This window comes from Niallia circulans NBRC 13626 (genome assembly GCF_001591585.1).
GTDB lineage: Bacteria > Bacillota > Bacilli > Bacillales > Cytobacillaceae > Niallia > Niallia circulans.
In genome coordinates, this window is the sequence record NZ_BCVE01000041.1 from 1 (window position 1) to 16,175 (window position 16,175).

16 protein-coding genes are annotated in these 16,175 nt (G+C 36.7%); 9 read left to right on the forward strand and 7 right to left on the reverse strand.

Features of this window, described 5'->3' with window-relative positions; translation table 11 throughout:
• Positions 1-98 precede the first annotated feature (98 nt).
• Both BCI01S_RS24090 and BCI01S_RS24095 read right to left on the reverse strand, forming a co-directional pair.
• The gene (locus tag BCI01S_RS24090; RefSeq protein WP_061801313.1) at positions 99-1,091 is read right to left on the reverse strand and encodes a Gfo/Idh/MocA family protein; all 993 of its coding nucleotides are present in this window, start codon (positions 1,089-1,091) and stop codon (positions 99-101) included.
• Between the two features lie 77 nt (positions 1,092-1,168).
• The gene (locus BCI01S_RS24095; protein WP_061801314.1) at positions 1,169-2,077 is read right to left on the reverse strand and encodes a glycoside hydrolase domain-containing protein; all 909 of its coding nucleotides are present in this window, start codon (positions 2,075-2,077) and stop codon (positions 1,169-1,171) included.
• A 364-nt stretch (positions 2,078-2,441) separates the two neighbouring features.
• Between BCI01S_RS24095 and BCI01S_RS24100 the strand changes: the two genes are divergently transcribed.
• The 7 genes from BCI01S_RS24100 to BCI01S_RS24125 all read left to right on the forward strand — a co-directional run bounded on the left by BCI01S_RS24100 (position 2,442) and on the right by BCI01S_RS24125 (position 8,608).
• Positions 2,442-3,872 (forward strand): MDR family MFS transporter, encoded by a 1,431-nt coding sequence (locus tag BCI01S_RS24100; protein ID WP_047942617.1) that lies wholly within the window; start codon positions 2,442-2,444, stop codon positions 3,870-3,872.
• Between the two features lie 280 nt (positions 3,873-4,152).
• The gene (locus BCI01S_RS24105) at positions 4,153-5,031 is read left to right on the forward strand and encodes an alpha/beta fold hydrolase (protein WP_047942618.1); all 879 of its coding nucleotides are present in this window, start codon (positions 4,153-4,155) and stop codon (positions 5,029-5,031) included.
• 415 nt (positions 5,032-5,446) lie between these two features.
• Entirely contained in the window at positions 5,447-6,313 is an 867-nt protein-coding gene (locus BCI01S_RS24110; RefSeq protein WP_061801315.1) for a TetR/AcrR family transcriptional regulator, read from the forward strand.
• Positions 6,314-6,413: 100 nt separating this feature from the next.
• Positions 6,414-6,803 carry a cytidine deaminase gene (locus tag BCI01S_RS24115; protein WP_047942621.1) on the forward strand — a complete coding sequence of 130 codons (390 nt, stop codon included), beginning with the start codon at positions 6,414-6,416 and terminating at the stop codon, positions 6,801-6,803.
• 201 nt (positions 6,804-7,004) lie between these two features.
• Complete coding sequence (locus BCI01S_RS24120) at positions 7,005-7,298, forward strand: MazG-like family protein (RefSeq protein WP_047942622.1); 294 nt, start codon at positions 7,005-7,007, stop codon at positions 7,296-7,298.
• 444 nt (positions 7,299-7,742) lie between these two features.
• Positions 7,743-7,910, forward strand: coding sequence for a hypothetical protein (locus tag BCI01S_RS25545; RefSeq protein WP_156485498.1), 168 nt, complete (start codon positions 7,743-7,745; stop codon positions 7,908-7,910).
• A 113-nt stretch (positions 7,911-8,023) separates the two neighbouring features.
• Positions 8,024-8,608 (forward strand): hypothetical protein, encoded by a 585-nt coding sequence (locus BCI01S_RS24125; RefSeq protein WP_047942623.1) that lies wholly within the window; start codon positions 8,024-8,026, stop codon positions 8,606-8,608.
• 42 nt (positions 8,609-8,650) lie between these two features.
• Here BCI01S_RS24125 and BCI01S_RS24130 read toward each other — a convergent pair whose 3' ends face one another.
• The 5 genes from BCI01S_RS24130 to BCI01S_RS24145 all read right to left on the reverse strand — a co-directional run bounded on the left by BCI01S_RS24130 (position 8,651) and on the right by BCI01S_RS24145 (position 13,429).
• Positions 8,651-9,475: a carbohydrate ABC transporter permease gene (locus BCI01S_RS24130; protein WP_047942718.1), complete on the reverse strand. Its 825-nt coding sequence runs from the start codon at positions 9,473-9,475 to the stop codon at positions 8,651-8,653.
• Between the two features lie 67 nt (positions 9,476-9,542).
• Positions 9,543-10,427, reverse strand: a complete 885-nt coding sequence (locus BCI01S_RS24135; protein ID WP_047942624.1) for a carbohydrate ABC transporter permease — start codon at positions 10,425-10,427, stop codon at positions 9,543-9,545.
• A 313-nt stretch (positions 10,428-10,740) separates the two neighbouring features.
• A complete protein-coding gene (locus tag BCI01S_RS24140) occupies positions 10,741-12,057 on the reverse strand; it encodes an ABC transporter substrate-binding protein (RefSeq protein ID WP_213087958.1) in 1,317 nt (438 codons plus the stop codon).
• A 277-nt stretch (positions 12,058-12,334) separates the two neighbouring features.
• On the reverse strand, positions 12,335-12,466 hold the full coding sequence (locus BCI01S_RS26280; protein WP_268874889.1) for a hypothetical protein: 132 nt from the start codon (positions 12,464-12,466) through the stop codon (positions 12,335-12,337).
• Positions 12,467-12,487: 21 nt separating this feature from the next.
• Positions 12,488-13,429: a glycoside hydrolase family 113 gene (locus BCI01S_RS24145; protein ID WP_061801316.1), complete on the reverse strand. Its 942-nt coding sequence runs from the start codon at positions 13,427-13,429 to the stop codon at positions 12,488-12,490.
• 158 nt (positions 13,430-13,587) lie between these two features.
• Here BCI01S_RS24145 and BCI01S_RS24150 point away from each other — a divergent pair, with 158 nt between their 5' ends.
• Both BCI01S_RS24150 and BCI01S_RS24155 read left to right on the forward strand, forming a co-directional pair.
• A complete protein-coding gene (locus tag BCI01S_RS24150; RefSeq protein ID WP_047942626.1) occupies positions 13,588-14,937 on the forward strand; it encodes an MATE family efflux transporter in 1,350 nt (449 codons plus the stop codon).
• Positions 14,938-14,964: 27 nt separating this feature from the next.
• Complete coding sequence (locus BCI01S_RS24155) at positions 14,965-16,158, forward strand: AGE family epimerase/isomerase (protein ID WP_061801317.1); 1,194 nt, start codon at positions 14,965-14,967, stop codon at positions 16,156-16,158.
• The last annotated feature ends 17 nt before the right edge of the window (positions 16,159-16,175 follow it).

Sequence of the window (16,175 nt, forward strand, 5' to 3'; positions counted from 1 at the left end):
AAACTGAGAAAATATCAGCCAAAGTAAGGGTGGAATCAGCCAAACTGGAGATATATCAGCCAAAACAAAGTCATCGCTGCCACACGAAAAAGCACCTCTCAACGAGATGCCTTTTCCCCATAATACCCTTTAATCAGCTGATCCATCACCCAGTTTGTTCTTGCTCCACTTTCGCCTGTGCTTGGGCTAGTGCCTTTTCCAGTTAACTCATCCACCATCAATTGAATCATAGGCTGCTGAATATGACGTGGATTTTCAATTACCCACTCTTCCGTTCCTTCTGATGTTGTTAAAGTAATGGGACCATTCCCAAAGGTTGCAAAAGTCAGTTTCCCTTTGCTTCCGACAATTTCGTTTTCGTCCACATGGTCATATGCGCCAAAACACCATGTTCCTGTTCCATGCACACCTGATTCAAATAGATAATTGCCGGTCACCATGTCTTCTGCTTCGTAGCTGCCATTTTGGTTGGTTGCAAATCCTTCTGCCTCCTTAATCGGTCCAAGCAGAAAATCCAGAATATCCAATGTATGACTTGCTAAATCAAGGAATAGTCCACCGCCTGCAAGTTCTGGCTGCACTCTCCATGCTTGATCATCTTTCAGCGGCGGCTGGTATTGGATTGTCCGCACAAAGCGAATATCCCCAAGTACACCGCTGTCGACTATTTCTTTTATTTTTAGAAAACGAGGAAGTGCGCGACGATAATAGGCAACAAATAAAGGCACATCTGCTCGTTTACATGCTTCAATCATCTCTAGGCACTCTTGATAATTTCTTGCCATTGGTTTTTCTACATACACTGGTTTCCCTGCTTTTGCGGCAAGAAGTGCATATTCTTTATGAAAAGCTGGTGGGGTAGCGACATAAACAGCATCGACATCTGGATCATTTATTAGTGCTTCGCCATTGTCATACCATTTAGGAACATGATGACGCTCCGCATAATCCTTAGCCAATTCACCATTGCGGCGCATAACTGCCACTAGCTTTGAATTTTCCGCTAATTGAAAGCCTGGTCCACTTTTTACTTCTGTCACATCTCCACAGCCAATAATTCCCCATCGAACTTCGTTTTCTATCTTTTTCATCTATTTTTTCACCTCTCCTTCTTATTCGCTCTCCGTCTTTGAAAACCCTTCATTTTTTCAAAATTTGTCTAGTCAATTCAAATTTTTATCGCTTGCCCAGGGTAAATGAGATCCACATTTTTAATCTGTGGATTTTTTGCTTGGAAGGATGAAAGGCTCATTCCATAGATTTTGGCAATTTTCGTTAACGTTTCTCCACTGGAGACGATGTGTACTGTTTCTTGCTGCGGGTTAATCCATGATCCTGGTTTTCCTGCTATTTTCGTGACATTTATCATTCCTTGAGATTTGTTAAAAATCGAGTATATTCCTGGCTTGACGATTCCCTTTTTATTTTGGCCAGCTTTAGCATCTGCCGCTGTTAGAAAGGCACCTGTTTCCTGCTGAACAGTATACTTATTCGCCTGCACTTTTTCCGTGTCCCAATGCCCAGGATTTTGCATAATCTGATTCCGGTCAATGTTGACGCCCTCTAGGATGATATTATTTTCATATTGATACATATGAATAAAGGGAGCGACTTCTCCGCGTGACCATGCATAGGTCTGCCATAAGTAATCAACCTCCCCCTTCATGGTATGCATCACTGCATAGGAACCGTATACTCCTATTTTATAAGATATCAGCTCCTTTTTCACAGCTGAAAAGTAAGCTTGGATCTGGGCCATTTGCTTTCCTGTAACCTCACAATCAACTGCAAAGTAAATAGCAGTTCCTTCTGGCTGCCCAACTGCTTTTGCCCACTTTTCTGCGTCCTTCCCATCTACTGTTCCTTGCTTTTCTGTAAAATAGGAAATCTTATTAGCGCTTTTTTGAAAAATACTAATCAGCTTTATTCCCGCCTTTTGAATTACTTCTGCCTCTTTCTTATTAAAGGACTTCCAGCTATCTCCTAAATAGCGTGCAGCATAGCGAAACCCTGCTCCATACAAGTCTTTTGCCATTTTTTCTGTTAACTTGGTAGCACAATCAAAGCCCATTGTCATTCTGAACCACTCCTTTTCTTTTTATATAGAAAAAAAGGAAATAAATGGTCAGCACTATTTCCATCTGTAAATGCATGTTGTCCTTTAGTGAAACTATTATCTGAAAAAAGTGAACTATCTCTTCCTCCTCCTATCTATATTGGCGAGGAAAAGAAGTTATTCTTTGTTGCTATTTAAGAATCATTAAAGAGTATGAATAATTCATAACTGGAAAGCATAACCATTCCTAATTTTGCACATCAAGTAGTTGTGCCGGAACAAAAAGGATATTGACATCTTTATTATTCAATTCTATCATGGTATTGTACTAGAGTTCAGAAAAACATACTCGAGTTTTATTTTATACAACAGGAGGATAAGAAGAATGACAAATATTAGAGCACATCCCATCGACATTAATGGAAATCAATTTAGTAGAGCCGGATTTGTCCTCGTTTTAATGATTGGTACTTTTTTAACTATCATAAACCAAACGTTATTGGTCACAGCTTTGCCAAAGATAATGGTTGACCTAGACATTAGTGCTATTAATGCACAATGGCTCATTACTGCGTTTATGTTGATCAGTGGCATCATGATTCCCACTTCAGCATTTTTGTTAAATACAATAAATAATAGAAAATTATATATGGCAGCAATGGTAAGCTTTGTAATAGGCACAGTAATCTGTGCACTCAGTCCTACATATAACATACTGTTATTAGGACGTATCATCCAAGCGGTTGGTTCAGGATTAATTATTCCTTTAATGCAGACATTAATGTTTTTAGTATATCCAGTTGAACGGCGAGGAGAGGCTATGGGGTTAGTAGGAATTGTTATTGCATTTGCTCCTGCTATTGCTCCCACTTTATCTGGATGGATTGTTGATTATTTTAATTGGCGATACTTATTTTATATAATTCTCCCAATTGCTGTGATTAACATGTTACTGGCATGCTTCTATTTGAAAAACGTCATTAATTTAACTAAACCGAAGATTGATATCCTTTCTATTATGCTTAGTAGCCTAGGTTTAGGTTCCCTGCTATATGGGATTAGTGTTGCAGGGAATATAGGGTGGCAAAATAAAATTACAGGGTTCTCTTGCGTAGCTGGCCTCCTAATCATAATTTTATTTTCCCATCGACAATTTAAACTCACTCAACCCTTTTTGGAGTTACAAGTTTTTAAAAGTAGAACATTTACATTGTCTACAATGATTGTCTCTATTATTTTTATGACTATGATTGGATTTGAAGTTCTTTTACCTATTTATACACAAACTATAAAAAACTTTTCAGCACTTCAATCGGGGCTAATATTATTTCCTGGTGCGATTGTACTGGGTATTATTTCTCCAATATCAGGGAAATTATTTGATAAGTTTGGCGTTAAAAAAATATCAATAATAGGCATGTTCATTCTAGCGGCAGCAACTTTTCCATTCTTATACCTCACTAACAATACAGCTACTTGGTGGATTGTTTGTCTTTATTCTTTTAGAATGCTAGGTATGGGATTTGTCATGATGCCTTTAGCCACTGCGGGAATAAATGCATTGTCTAATGATTTGATAAGTCACGGTTCTGCTATTAATAATACTGTTCGACAAGTGTTTGCCTCACTAGGATCTGCAGTCATGGTTGGGGTTATGTCAGCTACTGTGACCAAATATTCAAGCTATTATGAAGACTCTTCCTTTATTCCGTTGTTGAATGGTCTTAAGAATGCCTTTATATCCGGCTTCATTCTAATCGCCATCGCATTTGTATTATGTTTTTTCATAAAGTCTCCATCAATTAAAGCTGAATAAACAGTATCTCTTCTATTAAATAATCCCCCTTACGGACACTCTTTTAAGTGTTGAAGGAGAAAGGATATCTAGAAATTCGATATGGCTTTGAAATTTAGAGATATGGGAGGAATTATTATGACTATTTAAATCGACTCACAAAAGTTCAATCTATTAATCTATTTGTAACTTAAGAACTCTTAACAAACAGTGATCTAAAATCAGGCGTAATCTATTTCTTAAAACTCAACTAAAACGATTGGTGAGTTTTAGTAAAAACAACTATGTGGAGGAATTAAAAATGAATCATTTAAAGTCAGATGACCCAAAAAGTACATACATTCAATCTTACGATAACGCATTAAAAGCACTATGGCCAACACAATTTTCCTCTTACTTTTTAGAAACGTCTTATGGAAACACCTATATAATTGAGAGTGGAGATAAGTTGTCTCCACCCCTACTCCTTTTGCATGGTGCTAAAATGAGTTCGACCATGTGGTATCCAAATGTGGCAGAATGGAGTAAGCATTATAGAGTCATTTGTATAGATATTTTAGGGGATACAAATAAAAGCATTGCGGAGAAACCATTTTCAAATCGATTAAGCTATGCTTCTTGGTTAAATGAAGTGCTAGACTCTCTGAAAATTGCTAAAACAAATATTGTAGGTTTATCCTATGGTGCTTTACATACGGTTAATTTCTTGACCTTCTTCCCTGATAAGGTGAATAAAGCTGTTATTATGAGCCCAGCCGCTACTTATATTCCGTTTAATCCTGAATTCTATTCTTACGCTATCGGATTGGTTAGTAATGAAGCAGGAGTTAACAACTTTTTAAAATGGATTTTTAATAACCGTTATATTGTTGACCCTCTTATAAAACAACAATTAATAGCTGGAATGAAGGACACTGTGTCTTCTCCACCAAAAGCAACTCAAGTGGAACAAGCATTCCCTTATGTATTTGAGGATGAAGAATTAGCCCAAATTCAGACTCAAATTCTTCTGTTACTTGGAGAAGAAGAAGTAATGTATGATCCTGTGGAAGCTTTTAATCGTGCCAAGAACTCCTCTCCTCATATTACAACAGAGATTATAAAAGGGGTAGGTCATTTGATGTCGATGGAGAAGCCAGAACAAATTAATGATCGTGTCTTAAACTTTTTTAATAAATAGAAAGATAAAAGCCCTTATCTTTAATGCATGAGGGCTTTCCTCATTCCATTAAAGTACATCTTGTGACATTAGAGTAGTTTGTGAAGATTTTCTAGTGAGTAACACTATAGTTTTAGACCACCCTTATAAACTTTATAACTTCTAGGACCCTCCTCAGCCTCTATATAATAACTATTATATAGAAAGTATAAGGAACCTTCTTCCTCAGTTGATAGCTGTATTCAATAGAACACTTATTTTATCACCTCCTTGCTGACGGACTTTTCACCTTGATTAAGATATTAAATCTTTAAGGAATAATCATTCCATCCCCCCTTTCAATTAAACCTAAGTTCATTTTTCTGTACTCGAGTTTGTTTTTATGATAGATTGGTATTATAATGATATCCATCATATTTAAAGGAGTTAGAATTGTATGAGTAAAAAAGAAAAAATCATTGAAGCAGCAAAACAATTATTTCGAACAAAAGGCTATCATGATACTGCAATCCAAGATATTTTGGAACAAGCCAAAGTTTCCAAAAGCACATTTTATAATTACTTCTCTACAAAATCACAATTGATTCTTTATATTATTCAAAAAGTTGACGAAAAGGTTGACGAACAACAAAATACGTTGTTGCTCGAAGGAAGTCCATACGATAAGCAGCTATTTTATACCCAGCTTCGGGTAAAGCATTCCATTTATGGAACGGAGAAAATCTCAGAATTATATAATATCTCTTTGGGCGAAAATGATGAGGAATTACAAAGTTACATGCAAGAAAGACATTATAAAGAACTAAATTGGCTGTCAAAACGCCTAATAGACGTTTATGGAAAAGATATCGAAAAGAGCGCAATGGATTTATCCACTCATTTTATTGGGAGTTTAGGTTATCAGTTTAGATATTCCGATCAAATAAAGCTGAATATAAATAGCTCTGATATTTTAGATTACAATATTTTACGTTTAGAAAATAACATTGAAATTACAAAACAAACAAATCAAGTTTTATTTCCGTATAAATCACCTAACTCAGCCGACGATCAAGAATCCGCTATTAGGGAAATAAGAAAATTACTTGACAAGTGTATAAGTTCGGATCAATTATCACAAGAACAAAAAGAATTAATAAGTTTTATTTTAGAAGAAACTCAAAGTTCTTATACAAGATGGGGTGTTTGTGAAGGTGCTATTCGTCAATTACAGATACTATCTTCCTCCACAGATTTAGTTTATCAAAATATATTGAAAGAGTTATTTGACATTATCCATACACAAAAAGATATTTATCAATAATGTTAAATGAACAATCTTATATGTAACAGTCACTTTTGTTTTTCTCGCATACCAAATGCAGATTAACTTATTTTAAATACTTCCTGGAGGGGCAATTATAATGGACATTTTATATAAATCAGCAGTGCAGCTAATTGAAAAGCGCTATCCTACCGGTTGGGGCGGTGCAGCCGCAATGCGTACAAGTGATGGAAATATTATTACTAGCGTAGCACCAGAAGTGCTGAATGCAGCAACTAATCTTTGTATAGAAGTGGGATCTATCCTAGAAGCTCATAAACAGCAAACAACAGTTACTCACTCCATTTGTGTTGTAAGAGATGATGAAAATAGCCCTTTCAAAATTCTTACTCCTTGTGGTATTTGTCAAGAAAGATTGCTGTATTGGGGAGGTGAAGTATTAGTAGCCGTGACGCATAAAACAGATGAAATTAAGTATGTCTCGTTACAAGAACTTCAGCCATTTCATTGGACAAATGCTTATACATGAAATTAACTAGTTGAAATATAGCTGAAATTTCATAAAACCTTCATGCTAAATGCATAGGGGGATTACAATCCGAATCTATCAATATTCGAACAGTTGAGGATTCTCAAGGCTAATAACAAAAAACATGTTCTTATAAAGTAGAAGACTGCTTAATGGATTATTACTATAACTAAAGTTACATAAGAGTAAGGAGAGAAGACCATGAACACCTACTTAGAGAGATTAAGGAAGCTGAGTAAATTGGAGCCAAAGACACTGGAGCAAATGGCATTGAAATTATCAGAAGAAGCTGGAGAAGTATCACAGGCTGTGCTTTCTTATTTAAATGCAAGCGGAAGTGACTATAAGCAGCTCAATAAAGAGGACATTAAGGAAGAATGTGTTGATACTCTCCTTGTTGCATTATCCTTATTTTATAAGCTTTCTAATCGAGAAGAAGAGCTGTATGACTTACTAGATAAAAAAATGAATAAATGGGAAAACAAAATTAGTTAAACAAAAAGCCTGTCCCATAGCGAGGCTGCTAAAATGAACAGATGATACCAGGTTGGAATGGTAAATACTTCTTTTGTCAAAATACCTTTACAGCACAGCAGATAAGTTTTCCAAAGAGCTTTGAGCTTTGAGCTTTGAGCTTTGATATTGGACTAGTGATTCTTTGATTAGAATAGGAAATTTCCTAACTATACTTAGAAGCAAAAGATAAAAACAGATGGTAATAAAGGTAGTTTTCTTGTCACGATATTCCAGATATATATTTTTCTCTAATATGCAATAAAGTTCTATTTATGTTATAAAATTCAATATACATATGGGAAAAAGCTAAATATGCGTGTATTCCCAACATGCCAGTCCGCACTTGAAACTATTGCAGCTGCTGACTCCTGAATAAAAATCACCCTTTCTAATCACACTAAGAGAAAAAAGGGTGACTTTTTTATGACTAATTTTCTGCTGACTAACTTATTTTCGGCATTCCTGCTTCATCGCAACTTACAATGGCACCGCAAGCTTGTCTTTCTTGCTATCCCGTTGTTTTTTCTATTTATGCTTCTGCAAGGAGAGTATATGATTGCACGCTTGAAAAAAAATACTATTCATATATAAATTGACGGGGAACATGGATAGCATCCTTTCCCCTTTCTTTATGCATTCTCCCTATTGATAATGTTTCCGTTTACATGTATAACTAACATATAGACATTAAAAGGGTGAACATATTGAATAATAAGATTATACTTTTCATCAACAGAGTGGCTCAGTATACAACTGCTGGGTATTATTTTTGGATGTATCTTTTGCGCGGGGGACTTGTATATGGCTTAGTTCCTGCTGGTATTGGTCTGATTCATAGCATTGAAAGTATTCACAATGAGGTAGAATACAGTATTCGCATTTCCTTTGAAGAGGCCTATCAGAAGCATAAGGGAAATAAACTATTGTCTTTTGTAGTCTTTTTGCTGACTGTGGCTAGTTTACTATCCGTTTATTATTCGATCATTACAGCTAGTCCTGTTCTTGGCTTTTTTCAATTCCCGCTTGTTTTCTTCACTTTTTTCGCTTGGATTTATTACATTTATTGTATTTATTTTCTAGCTGATCCTCCGAAAGGCAAGGATGATCAAAAATGGCTGTATGCAATCGCATTTGACACCTGTATTCGCCGTTTTATTAACAGTTTAATTATACTGGCCACTATTATTGCGATTAGTTTTCTCGTCCGCATTAATTTACTAGTATTTATCTTCTTTGCCCCGCCGTTGACAATCTTTTTGACAAAGTATATTGTGCCTCGGCCGGTGTAATGGAAAAGGGATAGCATCTTGTTTGGATGCTATCCCTTTTCTTTATTTAACAGAGCCAGATACTCCATTATAAATATGTTTCTGTAAGGTTAGGAACACAATTAGGATCGGAAGAATAACGATGATAACACCAGCTAGGATAACTGGCCAATCTGTGCCATACGGACCTTTAAAGGCAAATAGTGCTGTCGAGATAACCTTTAAATCTGGAGAAGGCATATATAGAAACGGATTGTAGAAATCATTATAAATTCCAACACCACTGATGATTAGAATCGTAATCATCGGTGCTTTTAATAACGGCAGAATGATTTTACGATAGATAGTAAAATACGACGCCCCTTCCAAAATCGCTGCTTCATCTAGTGAAACAGGGATGTTTTTCAAATATTGCAGGAAGATATAAACAGCAATAACATCTGTACCTAAGTTGAGAACAATAACAGACCAGATGGTATTAAATAATCCCATTCCATTAATGATTTGGAATGTGGCAACCTGTGTTGTGATACCTGGAATCAATGTTGCAAGAAGGAATAATGCTAGAATAACCTTCTTCATTTTAAAATTAAAGCGATCCAGTACATAGGCAATCATCGTTCCTAAAAGGAGTTTTCCGATGATGGATGCAATAAAGATAAGGATCGTATTTTTAAAACCAGTCAGCATTTGTCCATCCACAAAGGCTGTAACATAATTGTTAAAGGTAAAATTCTTCGGCAGTTCTAATACACCCGTTGTTAAAAATTCCTGCTTTGATTTAAAGGAGCCAATAATCACAACTAAAACAGGAACAATGGCAACAGCGGCTCCGATTAATAAGCTTCCATATTTGACAATGAATCCGAGGATATTCTTTACCATCATCGCAGTTGTTAATCCATTTTCACTTTTTATTCCTGTTTGTTTTTCCAAGCTAGTTTGTGATTTCATGTTATTTCGCTCCTTTCTCTCTTGTTAAGAACTGCTGCAGCAATGTCACAACAATAACAATAACAAGTAATACTAACGCCATCGCAGATGCTAATCCGACCTTGCTGAACTTAAAGGCTGTATCAATTGTCTGGATAACGAATGTCTTCGTACCGTTTGATCCACCAGTCATGATATAAGGAATTTCGAATACACTCAGTGAGCCACTGATACCAAGGATAATATTTAAGAAAATAATCTGCTTAATACTCGGCATAATAATATATCGGAATTGCTGCCAGCGATTTGCTCCATCAATCTCTGCAGCTTCATAAATTTCTGAATCAATAGACTGAATAGCACCAAGGAAGATGATAAAGTTAAAGCCCATATAACGCCAAATAGAAGTAAATGCCATTGATACGTTATTAATGGAGCGATCCCCTAACCAAAGACGGATTTGATCTTCTAGTCCTAAGAAATTCAATACGGTATCTAGCGTACCTCCACCTTTGTAGAAATATAAGAAAATGAACCCAATCGCTACCCCATTTAATAAATATGGGAAGAAAAGAATTCCTTTCCAAAGATTTGCGAATTTTACTTTAAACGTTAAAACGGTCGCAAAATATAATGCGATTCCTAGTTGTACAAATGTTGCAAAGAAATAATATAAGCTTACTTTAAAAACAGAGAAATATTCAGGAGTGGTAAAAATGCGAATATAGTTATCCCAGCCAACATTTTCACTTGTCGGGCTTATTCCATTCCAGTTTGTAAAACTATACTGTACCATTTTAAATAAAGGATAATATGAAAATAACAAAAGTAAAAAAACTGGCAGGGCGGAAAATAAAACAATGATTAATCGTCTCTGCCCGTCATACCCCAATTTCATTTTATTCATCTTGCCTACACCTCTTATTCTTTCACTAACGCCTTTTATGGAAAACTCATTCACCTCCATCGGCGCCGGCGTAAAATATGAAACTACAAACGGGAACTCTCTTGTGTTATAGCATCGTACAAATGAATAGTTAATGACTACAAAGTAAGAAGGATTTTCTCTGCTGTGTCCCGTCTGAAAACTGATTTTTACAAAAACTCAATAGTAATGAAGGTTACCTTAAGAGATTTTCTCTTTTAAGATAACCCTCCATTTTCACATGAACTATTTTACCCGTTTTCATTTTCCCGTGAATATGTTACTTGTGAATTAATTATTGTCCAACTTCTTCGATTGCATTGCCCCATTTTTCGTTAAGCTCTTTCATGATATCGTCAAAAGATTCTTTTGTGTTGCCCTTTGCCGCATCCACGATTCGTTGTTTGGTTGCATCCGTTGTACCTAAACCGATTTCCGAACTGTTGTTGATATCAGCAAACAATGATTCTTTTCCAGCAGGAGCAGGTGTTGCTTGGAAGAATTCCACTCCAGCAGTTTCCATTGATTTAAGTGCAGCTGGTAAATCAGCTCCCACTTTTGGAGATATTCCGCCAGTGTCAGCAGCATAGTTTGACTCATCAACAAACCAATCTAAGAAGGTGCGGGCAGCTTCTTTATGCTCACTATTTACGTTAATACCAATATTGTAGTCTCCACCAATCGCTGTGTATTGTTTTCCATCGTGTGTTGTTGGAAATGCAGCGAATTGGATATCTTCTGGATTTTCCGCTAGTGCTTGTACTTGTTCAATTGCCCAGCTTCCTAATACCATTGCTGCTACTTTTCCATCAGCAAGATCTTGCTTAGATTGTTCCCAATCTGTTGTCGTTGGATCCGCTTCTGTATAGCCTTCTTTTACAGAGTCATAAAGCAATTTGTAAATAGTATTCATAGGCTTTCCATCATCAAATGGCGTTTTATCTGTTGTTAACTCATTTGTGAAGTTTGGATCGCCTGCTGCAGATTCACGTACGAAATCCCAATTCGACATTGCCCAGTTAGAAGCATAGTTTGTGTATAATGGCGTAATATCCGGATTTGATTCTTTAATTTTTCCTAATGCTGCTAGGAAATCTTCTGGTGTTTTAGGGAATTCAGTAATCCCTGCATCATTGAATACTTTCATATTAACAAGTACACCTGTAGTATTTACGGCAATTGGAATACCATAAGATACACCGTCATATGCACGGTCTGTTAATAATAAGTATTTTTCTTCTAATTCCTTTTGATCACCAAGCGGCTCAAAGAAGTTTGCGTTGTCTTCTGGCTTAATCGTTGTTGGCACCATTAACACATCGCCATAATCTTTTGAGTTCATGCGAATTTGCATTTGACCAGCATAATCAGTAATTGTTTCTACTTTCACTTCAATATCTGGATGTTTTTCATTGAATTGTGCAATGTACTCATCCCATTTGCCATTCCCAGTCCAGTCTGTTTTGTGGTTAATAAAAGTGATTGTCTCTTTCCCGTCTGCCCCTTTTCCCCCTTGCTTTTCCGAATCACTGCTACAAGCACCAAGCATTAATGCAGCTGCACTAGCAATCAGGCCAAACCGAAATAGTTTATTACCTTTTTTAATCCCCATTCTATTTTCCCTCCAAATAATTAGGTCATATAAAGAGTTAAAGCATATTTTGAAAACTTTACCATTAAGCGCTTACAAACATATTCTACCATGGTCATTTCCATTTGTATAGTCTTTTGTTGAAAAAGTAAGGACAATTATTTTTATGGTGATATAGTTATGTTAAGCGCATACATTTTAATGATTTGATTTATTGCTTGCTAGGACACTTGATATATTGTTGCTTTGTTTGCTTTTGGCTGTTCTTACCGCTTTTATTGCTTCATGAACACCATTTTTATGATTGCCTAGGCTGGTTTAGGCTTTCATCTCTCTTATGAACACCACTTTCCCGCGTACCTCCGCTTCTTTTGGCTTCATCTCCTTTATGAACACCACTGTTCCAATTCCCTCGGCTATTCACGTTCATCTCTACAACTACCCTCCATCCTCACTCTCCACCAACGGAAGAATAATAATCCTTAATCACTTTTTCTGCAGCTTTTCCATATACAGCGTAATCTTGATTGCTTTTTGCTTGTTCAATTGGATATAGATGAGCTTTCCAGTCCCATAAGGCAAATCCCTTTACCCAGCTGCGTTTGCTGGTTGCTTGAAACATTGCTTCATACCATCTTTTTTGAACTTCTTCGCTGAATTCTCCTCTTTTTGTCCAATCATTTGGGAGCAAATCTCCACCTACCCAGCTTGGACAGCCAGCTTCACAGAAAAAGAAAGGTTTCTTGTGTTTCTGTACTACTTTTTCGATACGATCTAATTGTGCTTCCCAGGCATCAATCGGGTAATAGCCGCTAGTAGAAATTACGTCGACAGCATCCCACCACTTTAAGACATCTTCTTGGTACTTATCGCAGTTATATGTGATTAAACCGCTATATACTTTGCGCACTTCTTTTATAAGGTGACGCCATTCAGCTTCTCTTCTGTCTGCATTTACTAGTTCGCAGCCGATTACAAACATCGGACACTTCATTTGCTCTGCTAGCTTTGCATAGTGCAGAATGTACTCATTATAAGAAGCGAACCATTCAGACCATTTTGGTTCACAAGGTACATCCGTATCAAAGAAATTAATATGGGCACGCCATGTACCATCTGCCACGTTTACCATTGGCTTTAAAGTGACCTCTAAACCTATTTTGTTAGCGTATTCAATTAACTGCACTGTTTCTTCATCACTGACTACATCGGGATGATTCTTCCAATTAATTGTGGTGGATTGTGGAGTATCCTGCTCTGCAACAACAGTTAGGACAATATGTTCAACTGCACATCTTTCTTTTAGCAGCTTCAGTGATTCTATCGTTTTCTCCTCTTGCCATTCTCCTCTTTTGCTCATAAATCCAAAGCTAAATCCTTTCATAAATTCCATCGCACTTTCCTCCTTTATCAATAAATCAATATAAATATAAAGTTTTATATTGAATTGTCTATACTTTTGTTGTAAATTAATTATATATTTCGACTTCCAATAAGTAAAGAACAAAACGGGAGAAAAAATAGACAATTTAATAGAAAGAAAGTGACAGAATGGAAGATAGCAAGAAAGAATATTATAGGAAAATGATGTATTTTACCATCCCTATTACTATTCAGCTTTTGATTACTTCAGGTCTTAATATTATTGACTCCATTATGGTCGGCAGACTTGGTGTAGACAGTATTGCAGCTGTGGGGATTGCCAATAAATTCACGCAGATTCCGACGATTCTTCTACAAGGATTTGCAAGTGGCGCAACCATCTTCTGTGCCCAATACTGGGGAGCAAAAAATAAAAACGGCATTAGTCGCTCGGTTATCTTTGTAAGCGTACTCACCGCAGTTTTTTCCCTTTTCTTTACACTCTTGACACAGTTTTTCTCCTACCCGATTCTTAGCTTTTTTTCTTCGGATATTTCTGTTAAGCAATTGGGCGGTGAATTTCTGCAAATTCTCGGTTACTCCTATGTTTTTACAGCCTTATCTATGATTTTTGTAATCGCTTTAAAAACAACTGGCGAAGTACGTAAACCAACCTATTATAGCGTAATTGCCTTATTAGTGAATACGCTATTAAACTATGTCCTTATATACGGGAATTTCGGAGCACCTGCATTAGGAGTCGAAGGTGCTGCGATTGCGACACTAATCGCTCGTATCATTCAAACTGCTCTTCTTTTCATGCTTCTTGTAAAAAAAGAGTTCCTTTCTTTTTCGATTATCAAAAAGAATCTCGATGTTTTCCGAAGCAGTTTAAGCAAACAATATTTTAAAATCACGATGCCATCCATCATTAACCATGGTACATGGACGCTTGGAGATACGCTCTTTTTCTGGCTGTATGCCACAATGGGCACAAATCAAACTGCCGCTATCTCGATGATTGATCCGATTATTTTTATTTTCACCTGTGTCTTTACCGGGATAAGCGATGCATCGGCAGTCATGATTGGAAATCAGCTTGGTGCAAATGATAAAAAAGGTGCTTTTCAGTATGCGAAGAATTTCATCCGGATTACTACGGGAACTTCTATTGTCGTCGGAATTCTGATTTTAATCCTACTCCCGCATGTGCTGTCGCTTTATCGACTTACACCAGAAGTAGAACAACTTGTTTATGGCATTATGTTTGTCTATATCCCCTTTTCCATTGCCAAAAATCTAAATTATATCAACAATGTCGGCATCTTGCGTGCTGGAGGCGACACAAAATATGTAATGTGGCTAGACACAATCGGTGTTTGGCTAGTCGGGCTTCCACTTGCTGCATTAGGCGTATACTTCCAGCTGCCATTGTTTGCTGTCTATGCACTTGCTAACTCCCATGATTTTATTCGAGCCTTCTTGGGGTTAAAAAGAACTTATACAAAAAAATGGATTCGCAATATTGTTGAAGGGTAAAGAAGGTAAAAAAGAGGAGGAGTTACCATGAAGAAAATAGAGTTTATGGAAGAGTTGGAGAATCGTATTTTGCCATTTTGGTTAAATCTAATGGATAAGGAGAACGGCGGATTCTACGGGGTGGTTGATTACCATTTAAAGCTTCATCCTGAAGCCCATAAAGGTGGCGTTTTAGGTGCTAGAAACCTATGGACCTTTTCCGCTGTGTATCAATACAAACAAGATCCAGCCTATTTAGAAGCTGCCCATCATGCTTATGAATTTTTTAAAAATAAGCTCTGGGATCAGGAAAACGGCGGCATCTATTGGCTTGTTGATTATAAAGGAAATCCGGTTATCTCATCAAAGCATGTCTATGCCCAAAGCTTTGCGCTTTATGGCTTAAGTGAATATTATAAGGTGTCTAAAGATATGGAAGTATTAGCTTTAGCACAAAAATTATTTTATCTTATAGAAGATATTTGCTTCTCTGAATCATTAAACGGTTATTTGGAAGAATTTAATGCCGATTGGACTAAAAAGGAAAATGTTCTATTAAATGAGGGCGTGGAGGCTGCCTTTACAACAAATAGCCATTTGCATATTATCGAAGCATACACGACCCTTTACCAAATTTGGCCTGATGAAAGACTATTACGCAAAATTGATAATCTATTAACGCTATTCCATACACATATTTTTGATCATCAAAAGCATTATTGCCACGCTGCCTTTGACCAAAATTGGAATAGTATAAAAGATACTTTCTCGTTTGGACATGATATTGAAACGAGCTGGCTTTTATCAGAAGCATTGAATGTAACTAAGCTCGATAGACCAGAAATAGTAGAAATGAATAAGCTCATGGCATTGGAGGTTGCTAGAGAAGGGCTTGCTGAAGATGGATCGCTTATGGATTACAAGGCAAATGGCACCATTCACGCAACAAGAGTCTGGTGGGGACAAGCCGAAGCAGTAATCGGCTTCCACAATGCCTATGAATTAACGAATATCCAAAACTATTTAATATATAGTGAGGATGTATGGAAATACATTCAAGCATCTATCCATGATAAGCGCGAGGGCGGCGAATGGTACTCCCGCATTGATACAAACGGTGAAGTTATTTCTTCTCTCCGCGATGAAAAGTACCAAACACAAGAAAACATCGTCGACTCATGGAAATGTCCCTACCATAATGCAAGAATGTGCTTAGAAATGATCAAACGCTTAGCAAATTAAAACGAAAACCACTGCTC

Bases quoted from the DNA above. Each gene is read 5' to 3' on its own strand.
- BCI01S_RS24110 (WP_061801315.1), top strand. From the start codon at position 5,447: ATGAGTAAAAAAGAAAAAATCATTGAAGCAGCAAAACAATTATTTCGA.
- BCI01S_RS26280 (WP_268874889.1), bottom strand. From the start codon at position 12,466: ATGAACGTGAATAGCCGAGGGAATTGGAACAGTGGTGTTCATAAAGGA.
- BCI01S_RS24115 (WP_047942621.1), top strand. From the start codon at position 6,414: ATGGACATTTTATATAAATCAGCAGTGCAGCTAATTGAAAAGCGCTAT.
- BCI01S_RS24100 (WP_047942617.1), top strand. From the start codon at position 2,442: ATGACAAATATTAGAGCACATCCCATCGACATTAATGGAAATCAATTT.
- BCI01S_RS24135 (WP_047942624.1), bottom strand. From the start codon at position 10,427: ATGAATAAAATGAAATTGGGGTATGACGGGCAGAGACGATTAATCATT.
- BCI01S_RS24090 (WP_061801313.1), bottom strand. From the start codon at position 1,091: ATGAAAAAGATAGAAAACGAAGTTCGATGGGGAATTATTGGCTGTGGA.
- BCI01S_RS24155 (WP_061801317.1), top strand. From the start codon at position 14,965: ATGAAGAAAATAGAGTTTATGGAAGAGTTGGAGAATCGTATTTTGCCA.
- BCI01S_RS25545 (WP_156485498.1), top strand. From the start codon at position 7,743: ATGACTAATTTTCTGCTGACTAACTTATTTTCGGCATTCCTGCTTCAT.
- BCI01S_RS24105 (WP_047942618.1), top strand. From the start codon at position 4,153: ATGAATCATTTAAAGTCAGATGACCCAAAAAGTACATACATTCAATCT.
- BCI01S_RS24145 (WP_061801316.1), bottom strand. From the start codon at position 13,429: ATGGAATTTATGAAAGGATTTAGCTTTGGATTTATGAGCAAAAGAGGA.
- BCI01S_RS24140 (WP_213087958.1), bottom strand. From the start codon at position 12,057: ATGGGGATTAAAAAAGGTAATAAACTATTTCGGTTTGGCCTGATTGCT.
- BCI01S_RS24150 (WP_047942626.1), top strand. From the start codon at position 13,588: ATGGAAGATAGCAAGAAAGAATATTATAGGAAAATGATGTATTTTACC.
- BCI01S_RS24130 (WP_047942718.1), bottom strand. From the start codon at position 9,475: ATGATGGTAAAGAATATCCTCGGATTCATTGTCAAATATGGAAGCTTA.
- BCI01S_RS24095 (WP_061801314.1), bottom strand. From the start codon at position 2,077: ATGACAATGGGCTTTGATTGTGCTACCAAGTTAACAGAAAAAATGGCA.
- BCI01S_RS24120 (WP_047942622.1), top strand. From the start codon at position 7,005: ATGAACACCTACTTAGAGAGATTAAGGAAGCTGAGTAAATTGGAGCCA.